The organism is Vibrio hepatarius, from assembly GCF_043642085.1.
In the GTDB taxonomy this organism is placed as follows: domain Bacteria; phylum Pseudomonadota; class Gammaproteobacteria; order Enterobacterales; family Vibrionaceae; genus Vibrio; species Vibrio hepatarius_C.
Genome location: NZ_JBHZSA010000002.1, coordinates 431,371 through 449,259, shown reverse-complemented (window position 1 = coordinate 449,259; position 17,889 = coordinate 431,371). Strand labels below are relative to the sequence as shown.

The 17,889-nt window shown below is 44.8% G+C and carries 16 protein-coding genes; 9 read left to right on the top strand and 7 right to left on the bottom strand.

Features of this window, described 5'->3' with window-relative positions; all coding sequences use genetic code 11:
• The first annotated feature begins 4 nt into the window (after nucleotides 1–4).
• The 5 genes from ACHUFZ_RS05110 (at nucleotide 5) to ACHUFZ_RS05090 (ending at nucleotide 4,089) form a co-directional block, all read left to right on the top strand.
• Entirely contained in the window at nucleotides 5–319 is a 315-nt protein-coding gene (locus ACHUFZ_RS05110; RefSeq protein WP_134834663.1) for a chaperone NapD, read from the top strand.
• The gene (gene napA, locus ACHUFZ_RS05105; RefSeq protein ID WP_394126186.1) at nucleotides 316–2,805 is read left to right on the top strand and encodes a periplasmic nitrate reductase subunit alpha; all 2,490 of its coding nucleotides are present in this window, start codon (nucleotides 316–318) and stop codon (nucleotides 2,803–2,805) included. The genes ACHUFZ_RS05110 and napA overlap by 4 nt, the downstream gene beginning before the upstream one ends.
• Before the next feature lie 73 nt (nucleotides 2,806–2,878).
• On the top strand, nucleotides 2,879–3,334 hold the full coding sequence (locus ACHUFZ_RS05100) for a nitrate reductase cytochrome c-type subunit (RefSeq protein ID WP_394126185.1): 456 nt from the start codon (nucleotides 2,879–2,881) through the stop codon (nucleotides 3,332–3,334).
• 28 nt (nucleotides 3,335–3,362) lie between these two features.
• The gene (locus ACHUFZ_RS05095; protein ID WP_134834660.1) at nucleotides 3,363–3,941 is read left to right on the top strand and encodes a NapC/NirT family cytochrome c; all 579 of its coding nucleotides are present in this window, start codon (nucleotides 3,363–3,365) and stop codon (nucleotides 3,939–3,941) included.
• A gap of 13 nt (nucleotides 3,942–3,954) precedes the next feature.
• Nucleotides 3,955–4,089, top strand: a complete 135-nt coding sequence (locus ACHUFZ_RS05090; RefSeq protein ID WP_134834659.1) for a TIGR02808 family protein — start codon at nucleotides 3,955–3,957, stop codon at nucleotides 4,087–4,089.
• A gap of 120 nt (nucleotides 4,090–4,209) precedes the next feature.
• Here ACHUFZ_RS05090 and galE read toward each other — a convergent pair whose 3' ends face one another.
• From galE to ACHUFZ_RS05070, 4 genes are all read right to left on the bottom strand, one after another.
• Entirely contained in the window at nucleotides 4,210–5,226 is a 1,017-nt protein-coding gene (gene galE / locus ACHUFZ_RS05085; protein ID WP_394126184.1) for a UDP-glucose 4-epimerase GalE, read from the bottom strand.
• A gap of 84 nt (nucleotides 5,227–5,310) precedes the next feature.
• Nucleotides 5,311–7,278: a sensor domain-containing diguanylate cyclase gene (locus ACHUFZ_RS05080; protein ID WP_394126183.1), complete on the bottom strand. Its 1,968-nt coding sequence runs from the start codon at nucleotides 7,276–7,278 to the stop codon at nucleotides 5,311–5,313.
• Entirely contained in the window at nucleotides 7,275–7,772 is a 498-nt protein-coding gene (locus ACHUFZ_RS05075; RefSeq protein ID WP_394126182.1) for a YfiR family protein, read from the bottom strand. The genes ACHUFZ_RS05080 and ACHUFZ_RS05075 overlap by 4 nt, the downstream gene beginning before the upstream one ends.
• Nucleotides 7,762–9,702, bottom strand: coding sequence for a TonB-dependent receptor plug domain-containing protein (locus ACHUFZ_RS05070; RefSeq protein ID WP_394126181.1), 1,941 nt, complete (start codon nucleotides 9,700–9,702; stop codon nucleotides 7,762–7,764). Before ACHUFZ_RS05070 ends, ACHUFZ_RS05075 begins: the two co-directional genes overlap by 11 nt.
• A gap of 256 nt (nucleotides 9,703–9,958) precedes the next feature.
• On the opposite strand from ACHUFZ_RS05070, the gene ACHUFZ_RS05065 reads away from it, so the two are divergent.
• Genes ACHUFZ_RS05065 through ACHUFZ_RS05055 form a run of 3 tightly spaced genes read left to right on the top strand, consistent with a single transcriptional unit; the run spans nucleotide 9,959 to nucleotide 12,347 of the window.
• Nucleotides 9,959–10,714: a 5-oxoprolinase subunit PxpA gene (locus ACHUFZ_RS05065; protein ID WP_394126180.1), complete on the top strand. Its 756-nt coding sequence runs from the start codon at nucleotides 9,959–9,961 to the stop codon at nucleotides 10,712–10,714.
• Complete coding sequence (locus ACHUFZ_RS05060; RefSeq protein WP_394126179.1) at nucleotides 10,711–11,418, top strand: 5-oxoprolinase subunit B family protein; 708 nt, start codon at nucleotides 10,711–10,713, stop codon at nucleotides 11,416–11,418. Before ACHUFZ_RS05065 ends, ACHUFZ_RS05060 begins: the two co-directional genes overlap by 4 nt.
• Nucleotides 11,415–12,347 carry a 5-oxoprolinase subunit C family protein gene (locus ACHUFZ_RS05055; protein WP_394126178.1) on the top strand — a complete coding sequence of 311 codons (933 nt, stop codon included), beginning with the start codon at nucleotides 11,415–11,417 and terminating at the stop codon, nucleotides 12,345–12,347. Before ACHUFZ_RS05060 ends, ACHUFZ_RS05055 begins: the two co-directional genes overlap by 4 nt.
• Nucleotides 12,348–12,372: 25 nt before the next feature.
• Here ACHUFZ_RS05055 and ACHUFZ_RS05050 read toward each other — a convergent pair whose 3' ends face one another.
• From ACHUFZ_RS05050 to ACHUFZ_RS05040, 3 genes are all read right to left on the bottom strand, one after another.
• Nucleotides 12,373–13,818: an FAD-dependent oxidoreductase gene (locus ACHUFZ_RS05050; protein WP_394126177.1), complete on the bottom strand. Its 1,446-nt coding sequence runs from the start codon at nucleotides 13,816–13,818 to the stop codon at nucleotides 12,373–12,375.
• Nucleotides 13,819–14,105: 287 nt separating this feature from the next.
• Entirely contained in the window at nucleotides 14,106–16,547 is a 2,442-nt protein-coding gene (locus ACHUFZ_RS05045; protein WP_394126176.1) for an ABC transporter permease, read from the bottom strand.
• Complete coding sequence (locus ACHUFZ_RS05040) at nucleotides 16,547–17,221, bottom strand: ABC transporter ATP-binding protein (protein WP_394126175.1); 675 nt, start codon at nucleotides 17,219–17,221, stop codon at nucleotides 16,547–16,549. Before ACHUFZ_RS05040 ends, ACHUFZ_RS05045 begins: the two co-directional genes overlap by 1 nt.
• Here ACHUFZ_RS05040 and tesA point away from each other — a divergent pair.
• Nucleotides 17,220–17,819, top strand: coding sequence for a multifunctional acyl-CoA thioesterase I/protease I/lysophospholipase L1 (gene tesA, locus ACHUFZ_RS05035; RefSeq protein WP_394126174.1), 600 nt, complete (start codon nucleotides 17,220–17,222; stop codon nucleotides 17,817–17,819). The genes ACHUFZ_RS05040 and tesA overlap by 2 nt on opposite strands.
• Nucleotides 17,820–17,889 lie beyond the last annotated feature (70 nt).

The following is a 17,889-nucleotide window of genomic DNA, read 5'->3' as shown; positions in this document are numbered from 1 at the left end:
ACCAATGTCACTGAATGAAGTGCATATTTCTAGCTTAGTCGTTCATTGTGCCCCAGAGCACTTGGATACGATCAAGTCACAGATTAATGAGATTGATAACGCAGAGATCTACGGTGATAGCCCACAAGGTAAAATCGTCGTGGTAATGGAAACAGAAAATCAAGGTTTCATTACTGACAATATCGAAGCAATCAACAACTTACCAAACGTTTTGAGCACGGTTTTGGTTTATCACCAAATCGAAACAGAGCTTGATGAAAACGAATCAAAAAATAAAAACACTGGAACTCAACATTCCCAAACCGAGGGTGAAGTATGAAGATGACAAGACGAGCGTTTGTGAAGGCAAACGCGGCATCAGCAGCAGCAGCGGTTGCAGGTATTACATTACCAGCTTCAGCTACTAACCTGATCGCTAGCTCAGACCAAACTAAAATCACATGGGATAAAGCGCCTTGTCGTTTCTGTGGTACCGGTTGTTCTGTTCTTGTAGGTACGCAAAACGGCAAAGTTGTTGCGACTCAAGGTGACCCTGAGTCACCAGTAAACAAAGGCCTAAACTGTATTAAAGGTTACTTCCTTTCTAAGATCATGTATGGCCAAGACCGTCTAACTCAGCCACTTCTTCGTATGAAAGATGGCAAGTATGATAAAGACGGCGACTTCGCTCCTGTTTCATGGGATGTTGCTTTCGACACAATGGCTGAAAAATGGAAAGAAGCTCTTAAGAAGCAAGGTCCGACAGGCGTTGGTATGTTTGGTTCTGGTCAGTGGACAGTAATGGAAGGTTACGCTGCGGCTAAAATGATGAAAGCCGGTTTCCGTTCAAACAATATCGACCCTAACGCTCGTCACTGTATGGCATCAGCGGTAGGCGCATTCATGCGTACTTTCGGTATCGATGAGCCTATGGGTTGTTACGATGACTTCGAAGCTGCGGATTCTTTCGTGCTTTGGGGTTCGAACATGGCAGAAATGCACCCTGTTCTATGGACTCGTATTACTGACCGTCGTCTTAGCCACCCACACGTTAAAGTAAACGTACTGTCTACTTACTACCACCGTTCTTTCGAGCTAGCAGACAAAGGCTACATTTTCGAGCCACAGACAGACCTTGCAATTGCAAACTTCATCGCTAACTACATCATCGAAAACGATGCTGTAAACTGGGATTTCGTTAATAAGCACACGAACTTCAAGCAAGCGACAACCGACATCGGTTACGGCCTGCGTGACGATGATCCGCTACAAAAAGCAGCTGCTAACCCTAACTCGGGTAAAATGTCTTCTATCTCATTTGAGGAATACAAGAAGTCAGTCGCACCTTACACAGTAGAAAAAGCATCTGAGATGTCTGGTGTTTCTGAAGAGCAACTTATTGAGCTTGCTAAGCAATACGCTGATCCAGATACAAAAGTAATGTCACTATGGACTATGGGTATGAACCAACATACTCGTGGTGTATGGATGAACAGCCTTGTGTACAACATCCACCTATTAACAGGTAAGATTGCGACTCCTGGTAACAGCCCATTCTCACTAACAGGCCAGCCTTCAGCATGTGGTACTGCACGTGAAGTTGGTACGTTCGCGCACCGTCTACCTGCAGATATGGTTGTTGCTAACCCTAAACACCGTAAGATTGCCGAAGGTATTTGGAATATTCCTGATGGTGTTATCCCTCCGAAACCGGGTTACCACGCGGTTCTTCAAGACCGTATGCTAAAAGACGGCAAGCTTAACGCTTACTGGGTAATGTGTAACAACAACATGCAAGCCGGTCCAAACATCAACGGTGAACGTCTACCGGGTTACCGTAACCCAGAAAACTTCATTGTATGTTCTGACCCGTACCCAACAGCAACAGCGCAAGCAGCCGACCTAGTTCTACCTACAGCAATGTGGATCGAAAAAGAAGGTGCTTACGGTAACGCTGAGCGTCGTACTCAAGCTTGGTACCAACAAGTTGAAACGGTTGGCGAAGCGAAATCTGACTTGTGGCAGGTTATGGAGTTCTCTAAACGCTTCAAGATGGAAGAAGTTTGGACTGAAGAACAACTTGCTGCTGCGCCTCAATACCGCGGTAAAACTATGTATGACATGCTATTTGCTAACGGCGTGATCAACAAGTTCCCTATCGAAGAATCTCGTGAGCTAAACGACGATGCGCACCACTTCGGTTATTACGTTCAAAAAGGCCTATTCGAAGAGTACGCTGAATTTGGTCGCGGTCATGGCCACGACTTAGCCCCTTACGATGTTTACCACGAAGTACGTGGCCTACGCTGGCCTGTTGTTGATGGTAAAGAAACATTATGGCGCTATAAAGAAGGCTCAGATCCATATGCGAAAGCTGGCTCTGGTTGGGACTTCTACGGTAAACCAGATGGTAAGGCTCTTATTATCTCGGCTCCATATGAAGCGCCACCAGAAGCACCTGATGCTGAATTCGATATGTGGCTATGTACTGGCCGTGTTCTTGAGCACTGGCACACAGGTACTATGACTCGTCGCGTACCTGAGCTTTACAAAGCCGTTCCTGATGCTGTTTGTTATATGCACCCAGCAGATGCGAAAGCACGTGGCGTTCGCCGTGGTGACGAAGTACTGATGGCTAACAAACGTGGTGAAGTACGTGTTCGTGTTGAAACACGCGGCCGTAACCGCCCACCTCAAGGCTTGGTATTCGTACCGTTCTTTGACGCACGCATTCTTATTAACAAGCTAATTCTTGACGCGACTGACCCACTGTCTAAACAGACAGACTTCAAGAAGTGTCCAGTTAAGATCACTAAGATCGCTTAAATATGAATGCTCTGACTGCTCTTTTTTAGAGCAGTCAGAATCAAGAATTTGGCCATTAGGCGGAGAATTAATAATGAAAAAATTTCTAATTGCACTGTTATCTGTTGGTGCTCTTATCAGCGGCGCGGCCGTTGCTGAAATCGAAAACCCAGGCGGTATCGGTGGTCTTGAGTCTTTACGTGGTGCAAGCGAGTTAGAAACAACGCGCGCTGCAGACGACTTTAAAAAGTTCCCACGTGAACAAGTACTAGACAGCAGCTTTGTATATCAGCCACCACTGATCCCGCACAACATTCGTAGCTACGAAGTGTCTCTAAATGCGAATAAATGTCTAGCATGTCACAGCTGGAAAAACGCAAAAGAGATGGGTGCAACTAAAATCAGTGTGACTCACTATGTAAACCGCGAAGATGCTGTACTTGCTGACGTATCACCTCGCCGTTACTTCTGTCTTCAGTGTCACGTTCCTCAAGCAAACGCGAAACCGCTTGTAGAAAATGAATACAAGAGTGTAGATGCGCTTAAATAAGCACACGTGAGTAAATAAGAGGCTACCTATGAAATTATTGAAAGCGTTTTGGAAGAGACTAGCTAGTCCGAGTAAAGCTGCCGTTGGTGTGGTTTTATTTATGGGCTTTGCCGGTGGTCTTCTATTCTGGGGCGCATTTAACACAGGTATGGAAGCAACCAACACAGAAGAATTCTGTTCTGGTTGTCACGCACCTATCGTCGAAGAGATCCAAGAAACGATTCACTACTCTAACCGTTCTGGTGTTCGTGCAATTTGTTCAGATTGTCACGTTCCTCATGAGTGGACAGATAAAATCGTACGTAAAGTACAGGCGTCTAAAGAGCTTTATGCGCACTTTATCGCTAAGACCATCGACACCCCTGAGAAATTCCAGGAGCGTCGCGCTCACTTAGCTGAACGTGAATGGTCTCGTTTGAAGAAGAATGACTCTCTCGAGTGTCGTAACTGTCACCAGTTCGAGTACATGGATTTCTCAGAGCAAAGCACACGTAGCGCGAAGCAACACTCTACTGCCCTAGCATCTGGTGAAAAGACTTGTGTAGATTGCCACAAAGGTATCGCACACAAACTACCTGACATGCATGGCATCGAAGGCTGGCAATAAGGAGCACTGAATTATGAGTACATTAGAATCTGTAATTTGGCATGTCCTAGGCTATGGCGCTATGCCCTTCATTATCTTATCAGGCTTTGCAGTAGTCGCTGCTATCTCTGTATGGCTACTATCGCTAGGTAAAGATAAAGAGGTTTAATCGACTTTACTTGAGTCATTAACACTTTAACGCTTAATCAATTTTGCCTATTTTGTATCAAGCGTAAATAAAAAAGCCACCGTGTATACGGTGGCTTTTTTCTATTCATTGGCTTTAGACTTAAGCTTCTGGATAACCTTGAGGGTTGTTTGACTGCCAGCGCCAAGTATCAGCGGTCATTTCTTCTAATGAGCGCTTAGCTTGCCACTCAAGTTCATTCATTGCCTTAGCTGGGTTTGCCCAACACTCGGCAATATCACCTGGGCGACGCTCTACAATCTTATAAGGAACCTGTTTACCAGACGCAAGTTCAAACGCCTTAACCATTTCAAGAACACTTGAGCCATTGCCCGTGCCTAAATTGTAGATATGCAAACCATCGTTACGCCCTACTTTTTTTAGCGCCGCAATGTGACCATCAGACAAATCCATCACATGGATATAGTCACGCACACCAGTGCCATCAGGCGTTGCGTAATCATTACCAAAAACAGATAGAAACTCACGGCGACCGACTGCGACTTGAGAAACGAAAGGCATTAGGTTATTTGGAATACCTTGAGGATCTTCGCCTAACTCACCGCTAGGGTGCGAGCCTACCGGATTGAAGTAACGCAGTAGCGTAATGCTCCAATCAGGGTTCGCTTTTTGAAAATCAGTTAAGCACTCTTCGACCATGAGTTTGCTACGACCGTATGGGTTCGTTGCACTGGTCGGAAAATCTTCCGTAATAGGCACAGATGCTGGATCGCCATATACTGTCGCTGACGATGAGAAAACCAAGGACTTCACGCCCACTTCACGCATCGCATCCACAAGAACTAACGTACCATTTACGTTGTTGTCGTAGTATTCAAGCGGCTTCTCAACCGACTCACCGACCGCTTTTAGGCCTGCGAAATGAATCACAGCATCAATGTGATGGGTTTCTAGCGCATCTTTTAGTCGCTCTTTGTCACGGATATCGCCTTCAATAAAATGCGGCCTAACGCCAGAGACTTTCTCGATGCGCTCAAGCACAGAAGATTTACTGTTGTACAAGTTATCGAAAATAACAGGCTTCATCCCTGCTTCAATCATCTGAATACAGGTATGGCTACCGATATAACCCATACCACCGGTTACTAGAACATTCATATTGCTAACCTTTTGAAATCACTGACCGTATAATAAAGAAGTGTTACTACAAAACATAGGACATATTTGCATCAAAGGACAAAGTTAACCCTGATTGATGACATATCGACCTTTACCACTACTTTTTGCTTGATACATGGCAGTGTCCGCGGCTTTAAGCCACTGGTCTAAATTCTCACTCAAGTTAGCAGAATAATGAACGCCAATACTCGCACCAACCCTCAGAACTCGCCCTCTATAGACGATATCGCGCTGGATGGCATCTATTAGCTGTTCAGCAATCGAAGAGATATTGGTCACGGTTGTTTTGGTAACAAGTACGACAAACTCATCGCCAGAAAGCCGTGCAACTAAGTCATGACTGGTAAACGTTGATAACAGACGCTCAGCAACTTGTTTTAACACCTCATCCCCGGCGTCATGGCCATACGTATCATTGACGCCTTTAAAACCATCTAGATCAAGGTACAAGAGTGCTACGCCATCATTGATATCACGTTCAATCGTTAAAGTTTCATCCAGTACTCGATATAGCTTGGCACGATTGGCCAACCCGGTTAAGGAGTCATGGTGCGCTAGGTACTCTAGCCTTTCCATCTCTTTGAGATTAGAGAGATCTGAAAGGATATAAACGTAATCGTAATTATCAACCCCTTCGCTACTCACAATGCGCGACACTTTAACGAACATAGGTACCTTATGCCCGTCACGGTGTTTTTCCCAAATCTCGCCTTGCCACTGGCTGAACTCCTCAACAGACTCTTTGATTTTGGGCATTAATGAGTAAAACTGCTGCCACTCAAAAGAGTTTTCCGGCTTCTTACCAAGTAAGGATTCTTGGGTATAGCCCAGAAGACGTGTGACCGCCGGGTTAACCATAGTGATCACGTCGTTATCATCCGTCACAATAAGGCCATCTTGGCTGTTCTCGAACACACCTGCAGCCAAACGCTGACGCCTTAACGCTGCTTCGACTTCGGTGATATCTTGAATCGCAAACAGAACCTGACCAACCTTACTTAGCTGAGTGGAACTGATGTTAAGCAATTGATGATGTTTAAACACATCCATGACCCAAACTTGCTTATCGGTAAACTCCAAATGGCGATTAATCGCGTCAGAAATAACGGAAGAATCGCCCTCATTGATGATATCGACAAGTTTTGTTCCCTTCAGGTATGCTGAGGTACAGCGGAACACATCGCATGCTGCTGGGTTAAAGTGAATGATCTCACCACGAGAATTCACAACAATCAGAGCGTGTTTAACCGTCTCTACCACTTCATTCGCAAACGACTTTTCTTCCTCAAGCTTATCAAGCGTAAAAGCAACCTGCTGTTCACGTTGCTTCAATCTATCAAGCATGGTGTTGAAGGCTTTAACTAGGGCACCAATTTCATCATTCGCCGCCGGCAATATATTCAGTGCCGTCTGTTTGCGATCGATAAAGGAACGCATGCCGACATTCAAGTTATACACTGGGCCCAGAATGTATTTTTGTACTGTCATATACAGGACTAAGCCTGCAGCCGCTAATAGCACGAAGAACACTAGACTATTGAGTAACGCATTCGTGTATAGGCTATCGAATGACGCTTTTGAAATCGTCACCCTAAGATTAGCAATAACTTCTTTTTCTAGCTCTACGGGAACAAGTAAGAAAATATATTCGCTACCAATCGAGTAGCTATTCAATACAATTTCTTCTCGCTGGCGCTCAGTTGGTACCGGAGCCACAGAACCATCGCGTTCATACATCGCAAATAGCTGACCATCAGAGGTATAGAGCTTGACTCGATATACCTCATCATCTGCTGAGAATGCATCGAGTACTTCTGTTGCACTCAAGCTATCACTGAATAAGATCGCAGCCTGTAGGTTATAGGCGACCCCTTTTGCCAATACGCCAACTCGATTAATCAAGTTTTCTTTCTGAGTTTCGAAAGCGTTAAAGAACGCATAACTTTGTGAAACAACAAAAATCATCCCAGTAAACACGATGATCGGTACGATCAATTTACTCTTCAAAGAGAGGTTGGTTAGGAGCTTCACTGTTTCCCCCCTTCAATCTCTGCAACACGTAAGAAGTTTGATGACAACTGGTAACCCGATATGTTTTCCAAATTCACCTTAGGTTTGATTTTTCCTTGTTTTTCGACCAACTCTATTGCGCCGCCACTATTCGTGAACTGCTCCATACCACCGATAGTCACTGTCCCTTTCGGAAGGCCCACTAACAAGTTCAAATTACTCCGTTCACTGATGTAGAGTACATCACAGTCCGCATCAGTAATATTTAGTGGTTTATTCCGGACTTGCTTGCCACGAGTGATTTGTACTAGAATTTTTTGCATTTCAGAGTCATCAGCAACACAAATATTTATCCTGTTCATCTCTAACTCTTGATCCCACTGGATGAAGGTTGCTATACGATACAGATAAACCGCCTTCACTTGTTCAGGGGTGTACTTTGACCATGCCGGCATTGAAACCACCAGCACAACGAATAAAGTGACTAAGCGAGCCCACAGGTGATTAATAAGCATGACTCACCCTCAGCGCGATACTTTGTTCTTGTTTATAGCGGCCGTACGCTTCCTCGTAGTAACCTTCACCCAGGTTTTTAACTAGCAACTCAACTAGCGGTGATGCGGGTGTATGTTGCCAACCTAAACGGACATCTAGAGCAAGGAAGTTATCGAGTTCCGATTGGTTACCATAATCAATTGATTGACCCCTTAGCACCATATCTAACTCAACTTGATCGGTAATACTCCATAAGCTCTGCATAGAAGCAATATGTTGTGAATCGATAGAGAAATAATCAATATCACTACCATTGCTGCTACCAGAAGGTTGCCAGTCTTGATCGAGTGTTAGGTAACTATAGGCGCCATACAAGCCAAATGTATCGGTAATTATCCAATGAGCCGCGACTTCGACACCGAACGAATCAACAACATAATCTGAGCTAGATTGATAAACATCGATTTGATAGTAATCGGGATGAATACCAATAAATTCTTGTCCAACAATATTGTCATACTGACTGAAATAGACCGTACCATCGAGTTCAAAATCGTTCGCTATATGGCGATAGCCAAGCTCATACGTGAGCACATTTTCAATTTTGTCAGATTCATTTGGTAATGATAGTGAGTAGAAATATTCATACTTATTTGAGTCAGAGATGCAATCCTCTCCAGTAGGGCAATAAGTCCCTGTCGAAATAAATGATGAATTGGTATCCATATAGGAAGGCGCTATTGCACTACGACCAATACCCGCCCAAATACTGTTAGTAGCGTCAATGCTGTAAATTGCGCGCGCTTGTGGCGATAGCTCTACCTGATCGTTTTGTTCGAAATATTCTGCTTTAGCACCAATAATCGTTGTCAGCTTAGAGGTCCAAGACGCGGTATGCTGAAGAAAGCCGTTAACGATACTGTCTGACGCTGAATCTATATTGTAGAGACGGATATAGTAGTGCGAATCATCAAAGTCATAGCCTTCTAATTGATGATAGAAATCAAGGTGAATAAAGCGGTAACCACCACCATAAGTAATAGTATGTTGATCATTCAATGCAGTGATAAAGTTAGCTTCAGCATCAACGGTGAGGTACTTTCCGGGCGCATCGTACGCAGAGTCATGGTTTTGTTGAAACCAGAGGCGATAGTTGCTGTCAGTATCTGCAGAGAACTGAACGGTCTTGTCGTACTGGGCATAGTACGAGTAGCTATCAATCTCTTCCGTTTCAGAGCGAATATCGGTGTAATAACCATTGTCATAGCTGACCTTAAAGACATTTTCATCAAAACTCGCTTGTTCGCCACCAACTCTTAAGCTCCAATCATCCACTTTTTCAAACACCATCCCTGCAACATGAGTGTTCCATCGTGTGGGATCTTTAATTGGATCGCGCTTAATTGACTTGTACTTATAGAATGCACGAGCATAAACATCATCAGACAGCGCAAAGCCTTGTCTAACGCCTAAGTTATACCCGCCGTATTGCTCATACGTTGCCGTAACTAAACCGCCCTGAGTTTTATCTGCAGACTTAGTGACGATATTTATTACACCATTTTCCGCGTTACCGCCCCAAATGGTGCCTGCAGGCCCTCGAAGCACTTCAATGCGTTCAATGTCCTCAAGTAGATAGTCTATTTCAGCCCAATAGACTCCACCGTAAACGGGGCTGTATAAACTGCGGCCGTCTTGAAGGACGAGCATCTTATTGAACAGACCGCCGTGAAAACCTCGACTAGAAACTGTTGGCTCAGTGGCTGAGAAATGGCTCACCCGTAAACCAGGAATAAGTGCTAAGGCTTCAGCAATGGTTTTCGCCCCGCTACGCTTGATTCGCTCTCCCTCAAGCACATACACAGCAGCAGGGATATCCGTCAGCTTTTGCGAAAACTTTGAAGCAGTCTCCATCGTTACATCGAGCATAGAAAGTTCTTCTAAACTCATAGACATAAGATCTGTAAGCTCGTCATTTGCGTATGCTGAATAGCAACAAAGCGTAACCATTGACGATATAAACGTTCTTTTGAACATAGATGAGCCTGATATATTAGATATTGCTATTATTTCATCTATCATTACCAATTTACATACGGAATGGCATCTTTTTAAGATTTGTTAACCAAACAATGAATCTGATCACTGTTTGTATTCCACATATGAAAGATGTTACTAAGTACCTCTTACATCGGAGCAATGCTTGATGAGAAAAAGCACAACATATTTAAACTGTGATATGGGCGAAAGCTACGGCTCATGGAAAATGGGGAACGACCCAGCCGTTATGCCGCATATCGATATGGCAAATATAGCATGTGGATTTCACGCCTCCGACCCCATCATAATGAGTAATACAATCCGACTCGCTGTCACTCACGATGTAAAAATTGGCGCTCACCCGAGTTATCCGGATCTACAAGGCTTTGGCCGTCGTAGTATTTCAATGGAGCCAGAAGAAATTACCGCGATGGTCATCTATCAAATCGGGGCTCTTAAGGCTTTATGTGAAAGTCATAATACTGAAGTGACATACATCAAGCCTCACGGCGCGCTCTACAACGATATGCAGACCGACCTCACCGTTTTCGAAGCTGTGGTTGATGCGACCTCAAGCTTCGATCTTCCTCTTATGACACTCGCGGTTACCGATAACCAAGCATTGCTCGATATTGCTGATAAGTATAATGTCCCTCTTCTATTCGAAGCTTTTGCTGATCGACGCTATCAAGCTAACGGGTTACTCGCACCTCGCAGCCTACCAGACGCAGTCATTCATAACCGAGATGACTTACTCAGTCAGGTGCAGCAAATTATTCGTTATAAAAAAGTTCGTACTATTGATGGTTTTTTAATACCGCTTGAAGCCGACACAATCTGTGTTCATGGAGATAACGACGAAAGTATTTCACTCATTCAAGATATCCGTAATCTGATCAAAGCTGAAGAAGGTGCTGAATGAATATAGAAACATCCATCGATCCGGTAGCCGAGTGCTCAATCTTGATCAAATTCAACAGCGAACCGAATGATCACCTCTCTTGGGTCATTGGCCAAATTAGCCAAACCCTCAGTAATCAGCTCGGCCCATGGGTGATGAACGTTACGCCATCTTTTACGACTATCTTGATTGATTATCTCCCACACCGTATTTCCATCTTTGAATTCGTTCCCTACTTGGAACACCTCGTCACCGAAGCACTAAAAGGGATGCCTGAGCATCATAGCTCTAACATGATTGAGCTGCCGATTTACTACGACGTGTCGGTCGGCCCTGACTTAGAACTATATCGACAGCAAGGACTCGATATAGACAGTGTTATTGATGCTCACCACAGCCAAGTTTATACCGTCGGTGCGATAGGTTTTACCGCAGGGTTTGCGTTTTTGACTGATGTCGATGAACGTATCCGTCAACCCCGTAAAGCCAGCCCGAGAGTAATGCTACCCAAAGGCAGTGTTGGTATTGCCAATAATCAAACGGCAATTTATCCGTGCGAAAGCCCCGGTGGTTGGAACATTATCGGTAACTGCCCAGTAGATTTGTATCATCCAGACGCTTCGCCGATTTCACCTTTCTCAATTGGTTCCCAAGTCAAGTTCTACCCTATCGATCTAGAGGAATTTACACAGTTAGGCGGAACGATATCGGAGGGTTGGCAATGAACAAATCCTATTGCATTGAAGTGATCAAACCGGGCCAACAGACATTGATTCAAGACTTTGGACGTTTTGGTTATTCCCATTTTGGTATTACTCAAGGCGGCCCAGTAGACGATTACGCTTATAGTTGGGCTAATCATTTACTTGGCAATTCGATCAATGCGGCTTCACTAGAGATCACTCTAGGGCAAGCGGAGTTTCTTTGTCACGCTTCCTGCGAAATGGCTATTGCAGGAGGAGACCTTAACGCTCGTTTAAACGGTGAGCCTATCGAGAACTGGTCTACATTTCGCGCACTTAAAGGGCAAAGACTCACCTTCGGGTTACCTAAAAATGGATTACGCGCATACGTAGCCATTAAAGGCGGTTTTTGCATTCCTCAGCAACTCGGGAGTGTAGCGACTGTCACTCGCGACAAATTGGGCGGTATTAGCGGAGGCCACCCTCTTGCTCTTGGTGACGTACTCAGTTTTGTACCGCACCAGATTTCATCACAAACGAAACAAATGACATTCCGCTATAAACCAGACTACGACCTTCCTATTGAGTTGCGTCTAATCGAAGGTTATCAAGTCGATGACTTCAACCGTGATCAAGTTGATTTGCTTTACAAGATTGAGTTCGAAGTCAGCCAACTGATTAATCGTATGGGTTACAGGCTAACGAATGGCAGGATTAAAGTACCGAGCAAAGAGTATTTAAGTGAAGGTATAGCGTTAGGTTCAGTGCAAATCCCACCTAATGGTGAGCCAATCATTTTGCTCAATGATCGGCAGACCATCGGCGGCTATCCAAAAGTGGGCTGTGTGGCCAGAATTGACTTGCCAAGATTAGCGCAAGCTAAACCAGGCCAGAAGGTACGCTTTGTGAAAGGAGACTTGCTAGGACTACAGGACGTTTGGTCGCAGTGGGCACGCTTCTTCGGCTACTAAAGATAAGAGGTGGTGAATGCCACCTCTATTGTTGTACGCCGTAATAACGCGCTAGCCCTTCTGGGTAACCCCTTTCCAGCGCGAGCTGAACGGCTTTGTACTCAACGTCTTGATTTGTCAGCGCCATACTTACCGGATGAAGCTGCTCAATGGATTTTGAACCATATTCATACAACCCCCACGTATTTACGAGTTTGATCGCGGCTTCCAACGCTGACGACCCTTTCACCACTTCTACGCGCGCGTAATGTTCACCTTCAAAAGTCACGTCGGCTGCTCGCAAGGTGTCATCTTTACCGGGAATTTGTTGGGCGCCAAACAATGGCGTGCCATATTCATGTGCGCTTCCGTATGCCGGAACAAAACGAGCCATATGATTTATTGCACGTCGACTGCGATCAATGATCACATCATCATTCCAGCCTTTCTTGATTTTTTTTATTAAACGATTTGGTAGCAACGGCTGTGAAGATTGCCCCTGAGTTGCGACTAGACCATCATCAAACAAGGTAATGTCTTTCGTCATACCGTGCAGCTGAAAGATACCATTCGGATAAGGCGTTAACTGCGCCATGCCATTTGGTGTTCCTCTTGGGCCGTGGAAGATCACTTCTGGCCACAGTTCATCACATAAATCCCATTGCGTTACGTAAGCGGCTTTAAATTCAACTAAACGTTCTCGGGGCTTGTTGGCTAAATCATCGATTGCGCCTGTTTCATAACCACATGCATTTACCAGGTAATCAACCTCAGTGATTTTGCGCTCGCCATTACTCGCTAGGTACTCAATCTTCCAACCATTCGTTTCCTCTTCGACGCCAACCACTTCGGTGTTGGTTAACAACTGACAGTTGCTCATCTTCTCTAGCGCAAGCGTGGCAGAAGCAGCAATACGAAAAACGCTCCATCCATGCTCTTGAACCGCCACTACAGGGAACTTGAGGCCTTCGAGATCAGTATGCTTGGCAAATGGAATCATCCACTCATCGATCGTTTGAGGGTTAACTGGCTGAGACTTAGCCACCAACGCTTCTAGCTCTTCTTTGCTATAAAAACGATAGTAGTCCTTGGGGTCACCTAGAACTTTGTTAGCACTATCGAGTTTAACTAGCTCAGCGTAGCACTTTTGAATCGTAATTAGCCGTTCGTAAAGCTCTTCCGGACTGCCGCCATCGCTATAAGGAACAGCAATGACAGTTGGTCGATGATTAATCGTATTTGGATATAGACGAACCGTTTCGATAGATTGCTTTAGCAGCTCAAGACACTGCTCCGTATCAATCTCTCTGTATAAATTTCCACCAGCATGCAAATGACAGATGGGAGGTCCGCTAACTAGGCCTGCCCCTTTCTCAATCAAAGTGACGTTTAGGCCAAGCTCAGCTAGGTGCACTGCGGCTGTTGCACCGGCTATACCACCACCGATAATGGCAATTTTAGTGTGCATCGAGTTGTCGTTATGAGGTTGCATTTATGTCGCTAATCCTTTCATTCTCAGGACATTTTACTGTTTATGTACGACGAATAAAATCACATTTTTTGCAGGGTGAAATGAGACAATTTCACGACGAAAAAAATCAAAAAAAAACTTGACTGATAAATTGAGAATTTTGAATAAATCACCACTGTGAATAACAGAACTCGCCAACGCTTTTATAAACTGGGGCTTGCCGACGATTGAAGTTATCTACAGGCCTAGTTATCCAAAACTTTATCCACTGTTTTTGTGGATAACTGAACATCTAGGCCTGTGAGTATTTAGCTAAACGCTTTATTTACAGGGGTTAACAGCCGTTTTATAAGACTGTTCACAACTAAAGCAAGTGTGAAAAACGTGCCACTAGGTAATGCAATCCAGAGGAGTTGATGGAGGCTTGGCGATAAGTCAAACCCATACGACATGATGGCGCCAACAACTAACTCTGAGCCAATTATTGCAATAAAACTCGCCACAAGTGCCATCAATCCATATTCAGCCCATATAGTTTGTTGTACGCGCTTTCTGCTCGCACCTAGGGTCCGATATAACTGAATCTCGTCTTGCCTTTGGCCCAAGCTCAGTCGTAATAGAGTAAAGATCAACAATAATCCCGAGACTACCCCTATCGCGGCCAACAAGGTGATCGACCAAACGATTTGAGACAGAAGTTGCTGGATCTTCTCGCCCATCACTCGTATATCCATCAAGCTCACCGTTGGGTGCTGCCTAGAGAGCGCGTTAAGCACTTGGTCGTTACTTTCCTCCACTCTGAAGCTCACTAAGTAGGTCGCTGGAATCTCTGCAAGTACATCAGGCGTAAAGATGAAGTAGAAGTTAGGCTTCATGTCTCGCCATTCGACGCTTCTGATCGAATTGACACTTGCCGTCACCTCACGACTGTTGATAACAAAGCTAAGCTCGTCACCCAATTTTAAGCCTAAATCACGTGCGACATCAGACTCAACGGATACACCACCTCGTTTGCTCCAATCCCCACTAATGATTCCATTATGATTTGGATTAGCATCAGCGAAGGTAAAGTTGATCTCTCGCCTTAGAACGTCAGACCCCTCTTCTCCTTGAGCCTGTGATTTCGCATCTTTTCCATTGATATTGACCAAACGGCCCCTAACAATCGGGTAAGCTTCTGAACGCGTCATAGCATTGTCATCAAGCACCTTTAAATACGCATCTTTCTCATAGGGCGCAATATTGAGTGCAAAAGCATTTGGCGCATCTACAGGTAAAGTTCGTTGCCAGTCAGTCAGTAAATCAGTTCTTACCAGCCACATTGTTGATAGCAACATTAAAGATAACGCCAACGCACCAAACTGGACGCCAGTAGCCGAAACCGAGCGGTTAATTCGACTTAAAGCTAACTTAAATGCTGTATTTAGCGGTACCTTCGCCAACAATCGAGTAATCAAAACGCTAATTACCGCTAACAAAATAAATAGCGCGACCATGCCACCAAGAACAATCCAAACAAAAAGGTTGTCATAATAGGTAATCAACATTGGGATAACTGGCACTAGAACTAGCGCAAAACGTCCCAGCCCAACTTGAGGTGACTCACCCTCTTGCATCACGTTAACAGCACTGACATTAACCAAGCCGATCAGTGGAATCCCTAGTGCTGGCACAGCGATTAATATGCTAGTACTGATAGCAATCAAGGCAGGATTGATACCGTAGCTCGGTAACGGGTTAGGTAACAAATCGGCTAATGGTATCCTCAGCAGAAACTCTAGGCCGATACCAAGTGCAATTCCGGCCAAGACCGCTGTTGCTAACAAGATAGTAACTTGGGTTATCAGCCAACGAATCACCCAAGCTTTGCTCGCGCCTAGGCTTTTTAACATTGCTATTGTCTTGCGTCTCGTTGCTACATAGTGTTGGCAGGTCAACACCAACGTTGTCGCTGCCATTATGACAACGATCGCCACGGTTAAGGAAAGGTATTGTTCGGTACGCTGGAAGACTTCATTGGTGCGGCTGGCACTGTTTTGATCACGCCAACGGTCGCTCGGCGTAAGCTCAACCTGTTGCTTCAACTGCTCAATAACGTCACTATCCCCATTAAGGAAGACGCTATATCGAACTCGGCTACCTAGTTGAACCGCACCCGTTTTGTCCAAATCAGCAGAGTGAATAAACGCAGATGGCATTTGCTGAAATGGGTTAAAGCTCAAACCTGGCTCTTCTAAAATACGTCCTGTAACGACAAAATCTGCATCGCCCACCGTGACAGCGTCACCAATCGTAACATCAAGTTGGTTAAACAGACGTTCATCAAGCCATAGCTCGCCAGGCTTCACTTGACCAAACTCAGACTGAGCATCGCTAAGTCTAAGTTCTCCCTGAAGCGGGTACTGCTCGTCAACGGCTTTAACGGTAATCAGTTTCATCGCATTGTCGCTAAAGGCCATCGTAGCGAAGCGAGTTTGTGTCGTATGGGTTAACGAATAAGATTCAATGAGTTTTTCAAAAGACCGGTCAATTGGATTCGCTGACACGTAAACCGTATCAGCCGTCAACGCCTCTTTCCCCTGCTTTACAACCACCTGCTCCATACGTTCAGCAAGGGCACTCAGCGCGAAAATACAAGCAATGATTAGAACAAGAGCAATAGTGACAGGCCAGAGCTGGCCCTGCTTAATCTCACTTAGGCTCCAGCGTATAAAGCGTTTATTTAATTCTGCCTTTCCCTGAACAGCCATTATGACTCCTCCAATTGTCCAGCTTTCATTGTGAATATACGATCACAACGCTGAGCCAAGTTTTGGTCGTGAGTCACAAGCACTAGAGTCGTTCCATGCTGTTTATTTAAATCGAACAACAGTTTGATGACGTTGCTTGCGGTCTGTTGGTCTAAGTTCCCCGTCGGTTCGTCTGCAAACAGAACTTTGGGTTCAATCATAAATGCTCGAGCTAAAGCGACTCGTTGCTGTTCGCCGCCGGAAAGCTGTGACGGTGAATGGTTAACTCGATGTTCCAAACCCACTGAAGTGAGGAGATCTATCGCTCTTTGCTTATTTTCCGCTTCACCTTTCAATAGACAAGGCAATGTCACGTTATCTAAAGCACTTAAACTAGGGATAAGTAGAAAACTCTGAAATACGAAACCAACTGACTCACTTCGTATGGCCGCTCTCGCTTCGTCATCTAGGGTATGCAGCTGTTGTCCCAGTAGGTCAACTTCACCTTTTGACGGCGTATCTAGCCCTGCAAGAAGCGTCATCAGTGTCGACTTGCCCGCACCGGACGTTCCAACGATCGCAACACTCTCACCAGATTTTATGTCTAGGCTCACATTATCAAGGATTGTTAATTGTTCCTGATTAGTAGAGACTACTTTAGATAATGATTCTGCTTTAATTACGGATGTTTGCATGTTTCGACGACTTTCCTTTCTAATTTTAATTCTTGTTCTAAATCCTGCATACAGTAAGACGTTAATGGTATTCGGGGACAGCTTAAGCGCCGGATACCAAATGCCAATCGCTGAAGCGTGGCCTTCTTTATTACCTGCTGACCTAAAGAGCAAAGGTCAAACAGTGACTGTAGTGAACGCGAGTATTTCTGGCGATACCACTGGCAATGGTTTGGCTCGCCTGCCTAACCTTCTTGACCAACATCAACCAGACTATGTTTTGATCGAACTCGGGGCCAACGACGGTTTACGCGGTTTTCCTCCCGGGCTAGTTCAAAACAATCTAACACAGATCATACGTTTGATTAGAGAATCCGGTGCAAATCCACTGCTAATGCAAATACACGTTTTGCCTAACTATGGCAAACGTTACACAGAAGCATTCTCTGCAGTCTATCCTGCCGTATCTCAATCACTTGATATACCACTATTACCGTTTTTTCTTGAAGGAGTGATCATCAACCCCGAATGGATGATGGACGATGGCCTTCACCCTAAGCCTCAAGCACAAGCGTGGATATCGAACTTTGTAGCTGAGCAGCTAATTAATCACCTCTAATTGCCCTAGCTCAATAAACTTTACAAAGCTTTACGCTAACTTAATTCGTACGCTTTCTTTTAAAGGAATA

Excerpts from the sequence above, each read along its gene's own strand:
- ACHUFZ_RS05110 (WP_134834663.1), top strand. The coding sequence starts at position 5 with ATGTCACTGAATGAAGTGCATATTTCTAGCTTAGTCGTTCATTGTGCC.
- napA (WP_394126186.1), top strand. The coding sequence starts at position 316 with ATGAAGATGACAAGACGAGCGTTTGTGAAGGCAAACGCGGCATCAGCA.
- ACHUFZ_RS05100 (WP_394126185.1), top strand. The coding sequence starts at position 2,879 with ATGAAAAAATTTCTAATTGCACTGTTATCTGTTGGTGCTCTTATCAGC.
- ACHUFZ_RS05095 (WP_134834660.1), top strand. The coding sequence starts at position 3,363 with ATGAAATTATTGAAAGCGTTTTGGAAGAGACTAGCTAGTCCGAGTAAA.
- ACHUFZ_RS05090 (WP_134834659.1), top strand. The coding sequence starts at position 3,955 with ATGAGTACATTAGAATCTGTAATTTGGCATGTCCTAGGCTATGGCGCT.
- galE (WP_394126184.1), bottom strand. The coding sequence starts at position 5,226 with ATGAATGTTCTAGTAACCGGTGGTATGGGTTATATCGGTAGCCATACC.
- ACHUFZ_RS05075 (WP_394126182.1), bottom strand. The coding sequence starts at position 7,772 with ATGCTTATTAATCACCTGTGGGCTCGCTTAGTCACTTTATTCGTTGTG.
- ACHUFZ_RS05070 (WP_394126181.1), bottom strand. The coding sequence starts at position 9,702 with ATGAGTTTAGAAGAACTTTCTATGCTCGATGTAACGATGGAGACTGCT.
- ACHUFZ_RS05065 (WP_394126180.1), top strand. The coding sequence starts at position 9,959 with ATGAGAAAAAGCACAACATATTTAAACTGTGATATGGGCGAAAGCTAC.
- ACHUFZ_RS05060 (WP_394126179.1), top strand. The coding sequence starts at position 10,711 with ATGAATATAGAAACATCCATCGATCCGGTAGCCGAGTGCTCAATCTTG.
- ACHUFZ_RS05055 (WP_394126178.1), top strand. The coding sequence starts at position 11,415 with ATGAACAAATCCTATTGCATTGAAGTGATCAAACCGGGCCAACAGACA.
- ACHUFZ_RS05050 (WP_394126177.1), bottom strand. The coding sequence starts at position 13,818 with ATGCAACCTCATAACGACAACTCGATGCACACTAAAATTGCCATTATC.
- ACHUFZ_RS05045 (WP_394126176.1), bottom strand. The coding sequence starts at position 16,547 with ATGGCTGTTCAGGGAAAGGCAGAATTAAATAAACGCTTTATACGCTGG.
- tesA (WP_394126174.1), top strand. The coding sequence starts at position 17,220 with ATGTTTCGACGACTTTCCTTTCTAATTTTAATTCTTGTTCTAAATCCT.
- ACHUFZ_RS05040 (WP_394126175.1), bottom strand. The coding sequence starts at position 17,221 with ATGCAAACATCCGTAATTAAAGCAGAATCATTATCTAAAGTAGTCTCT.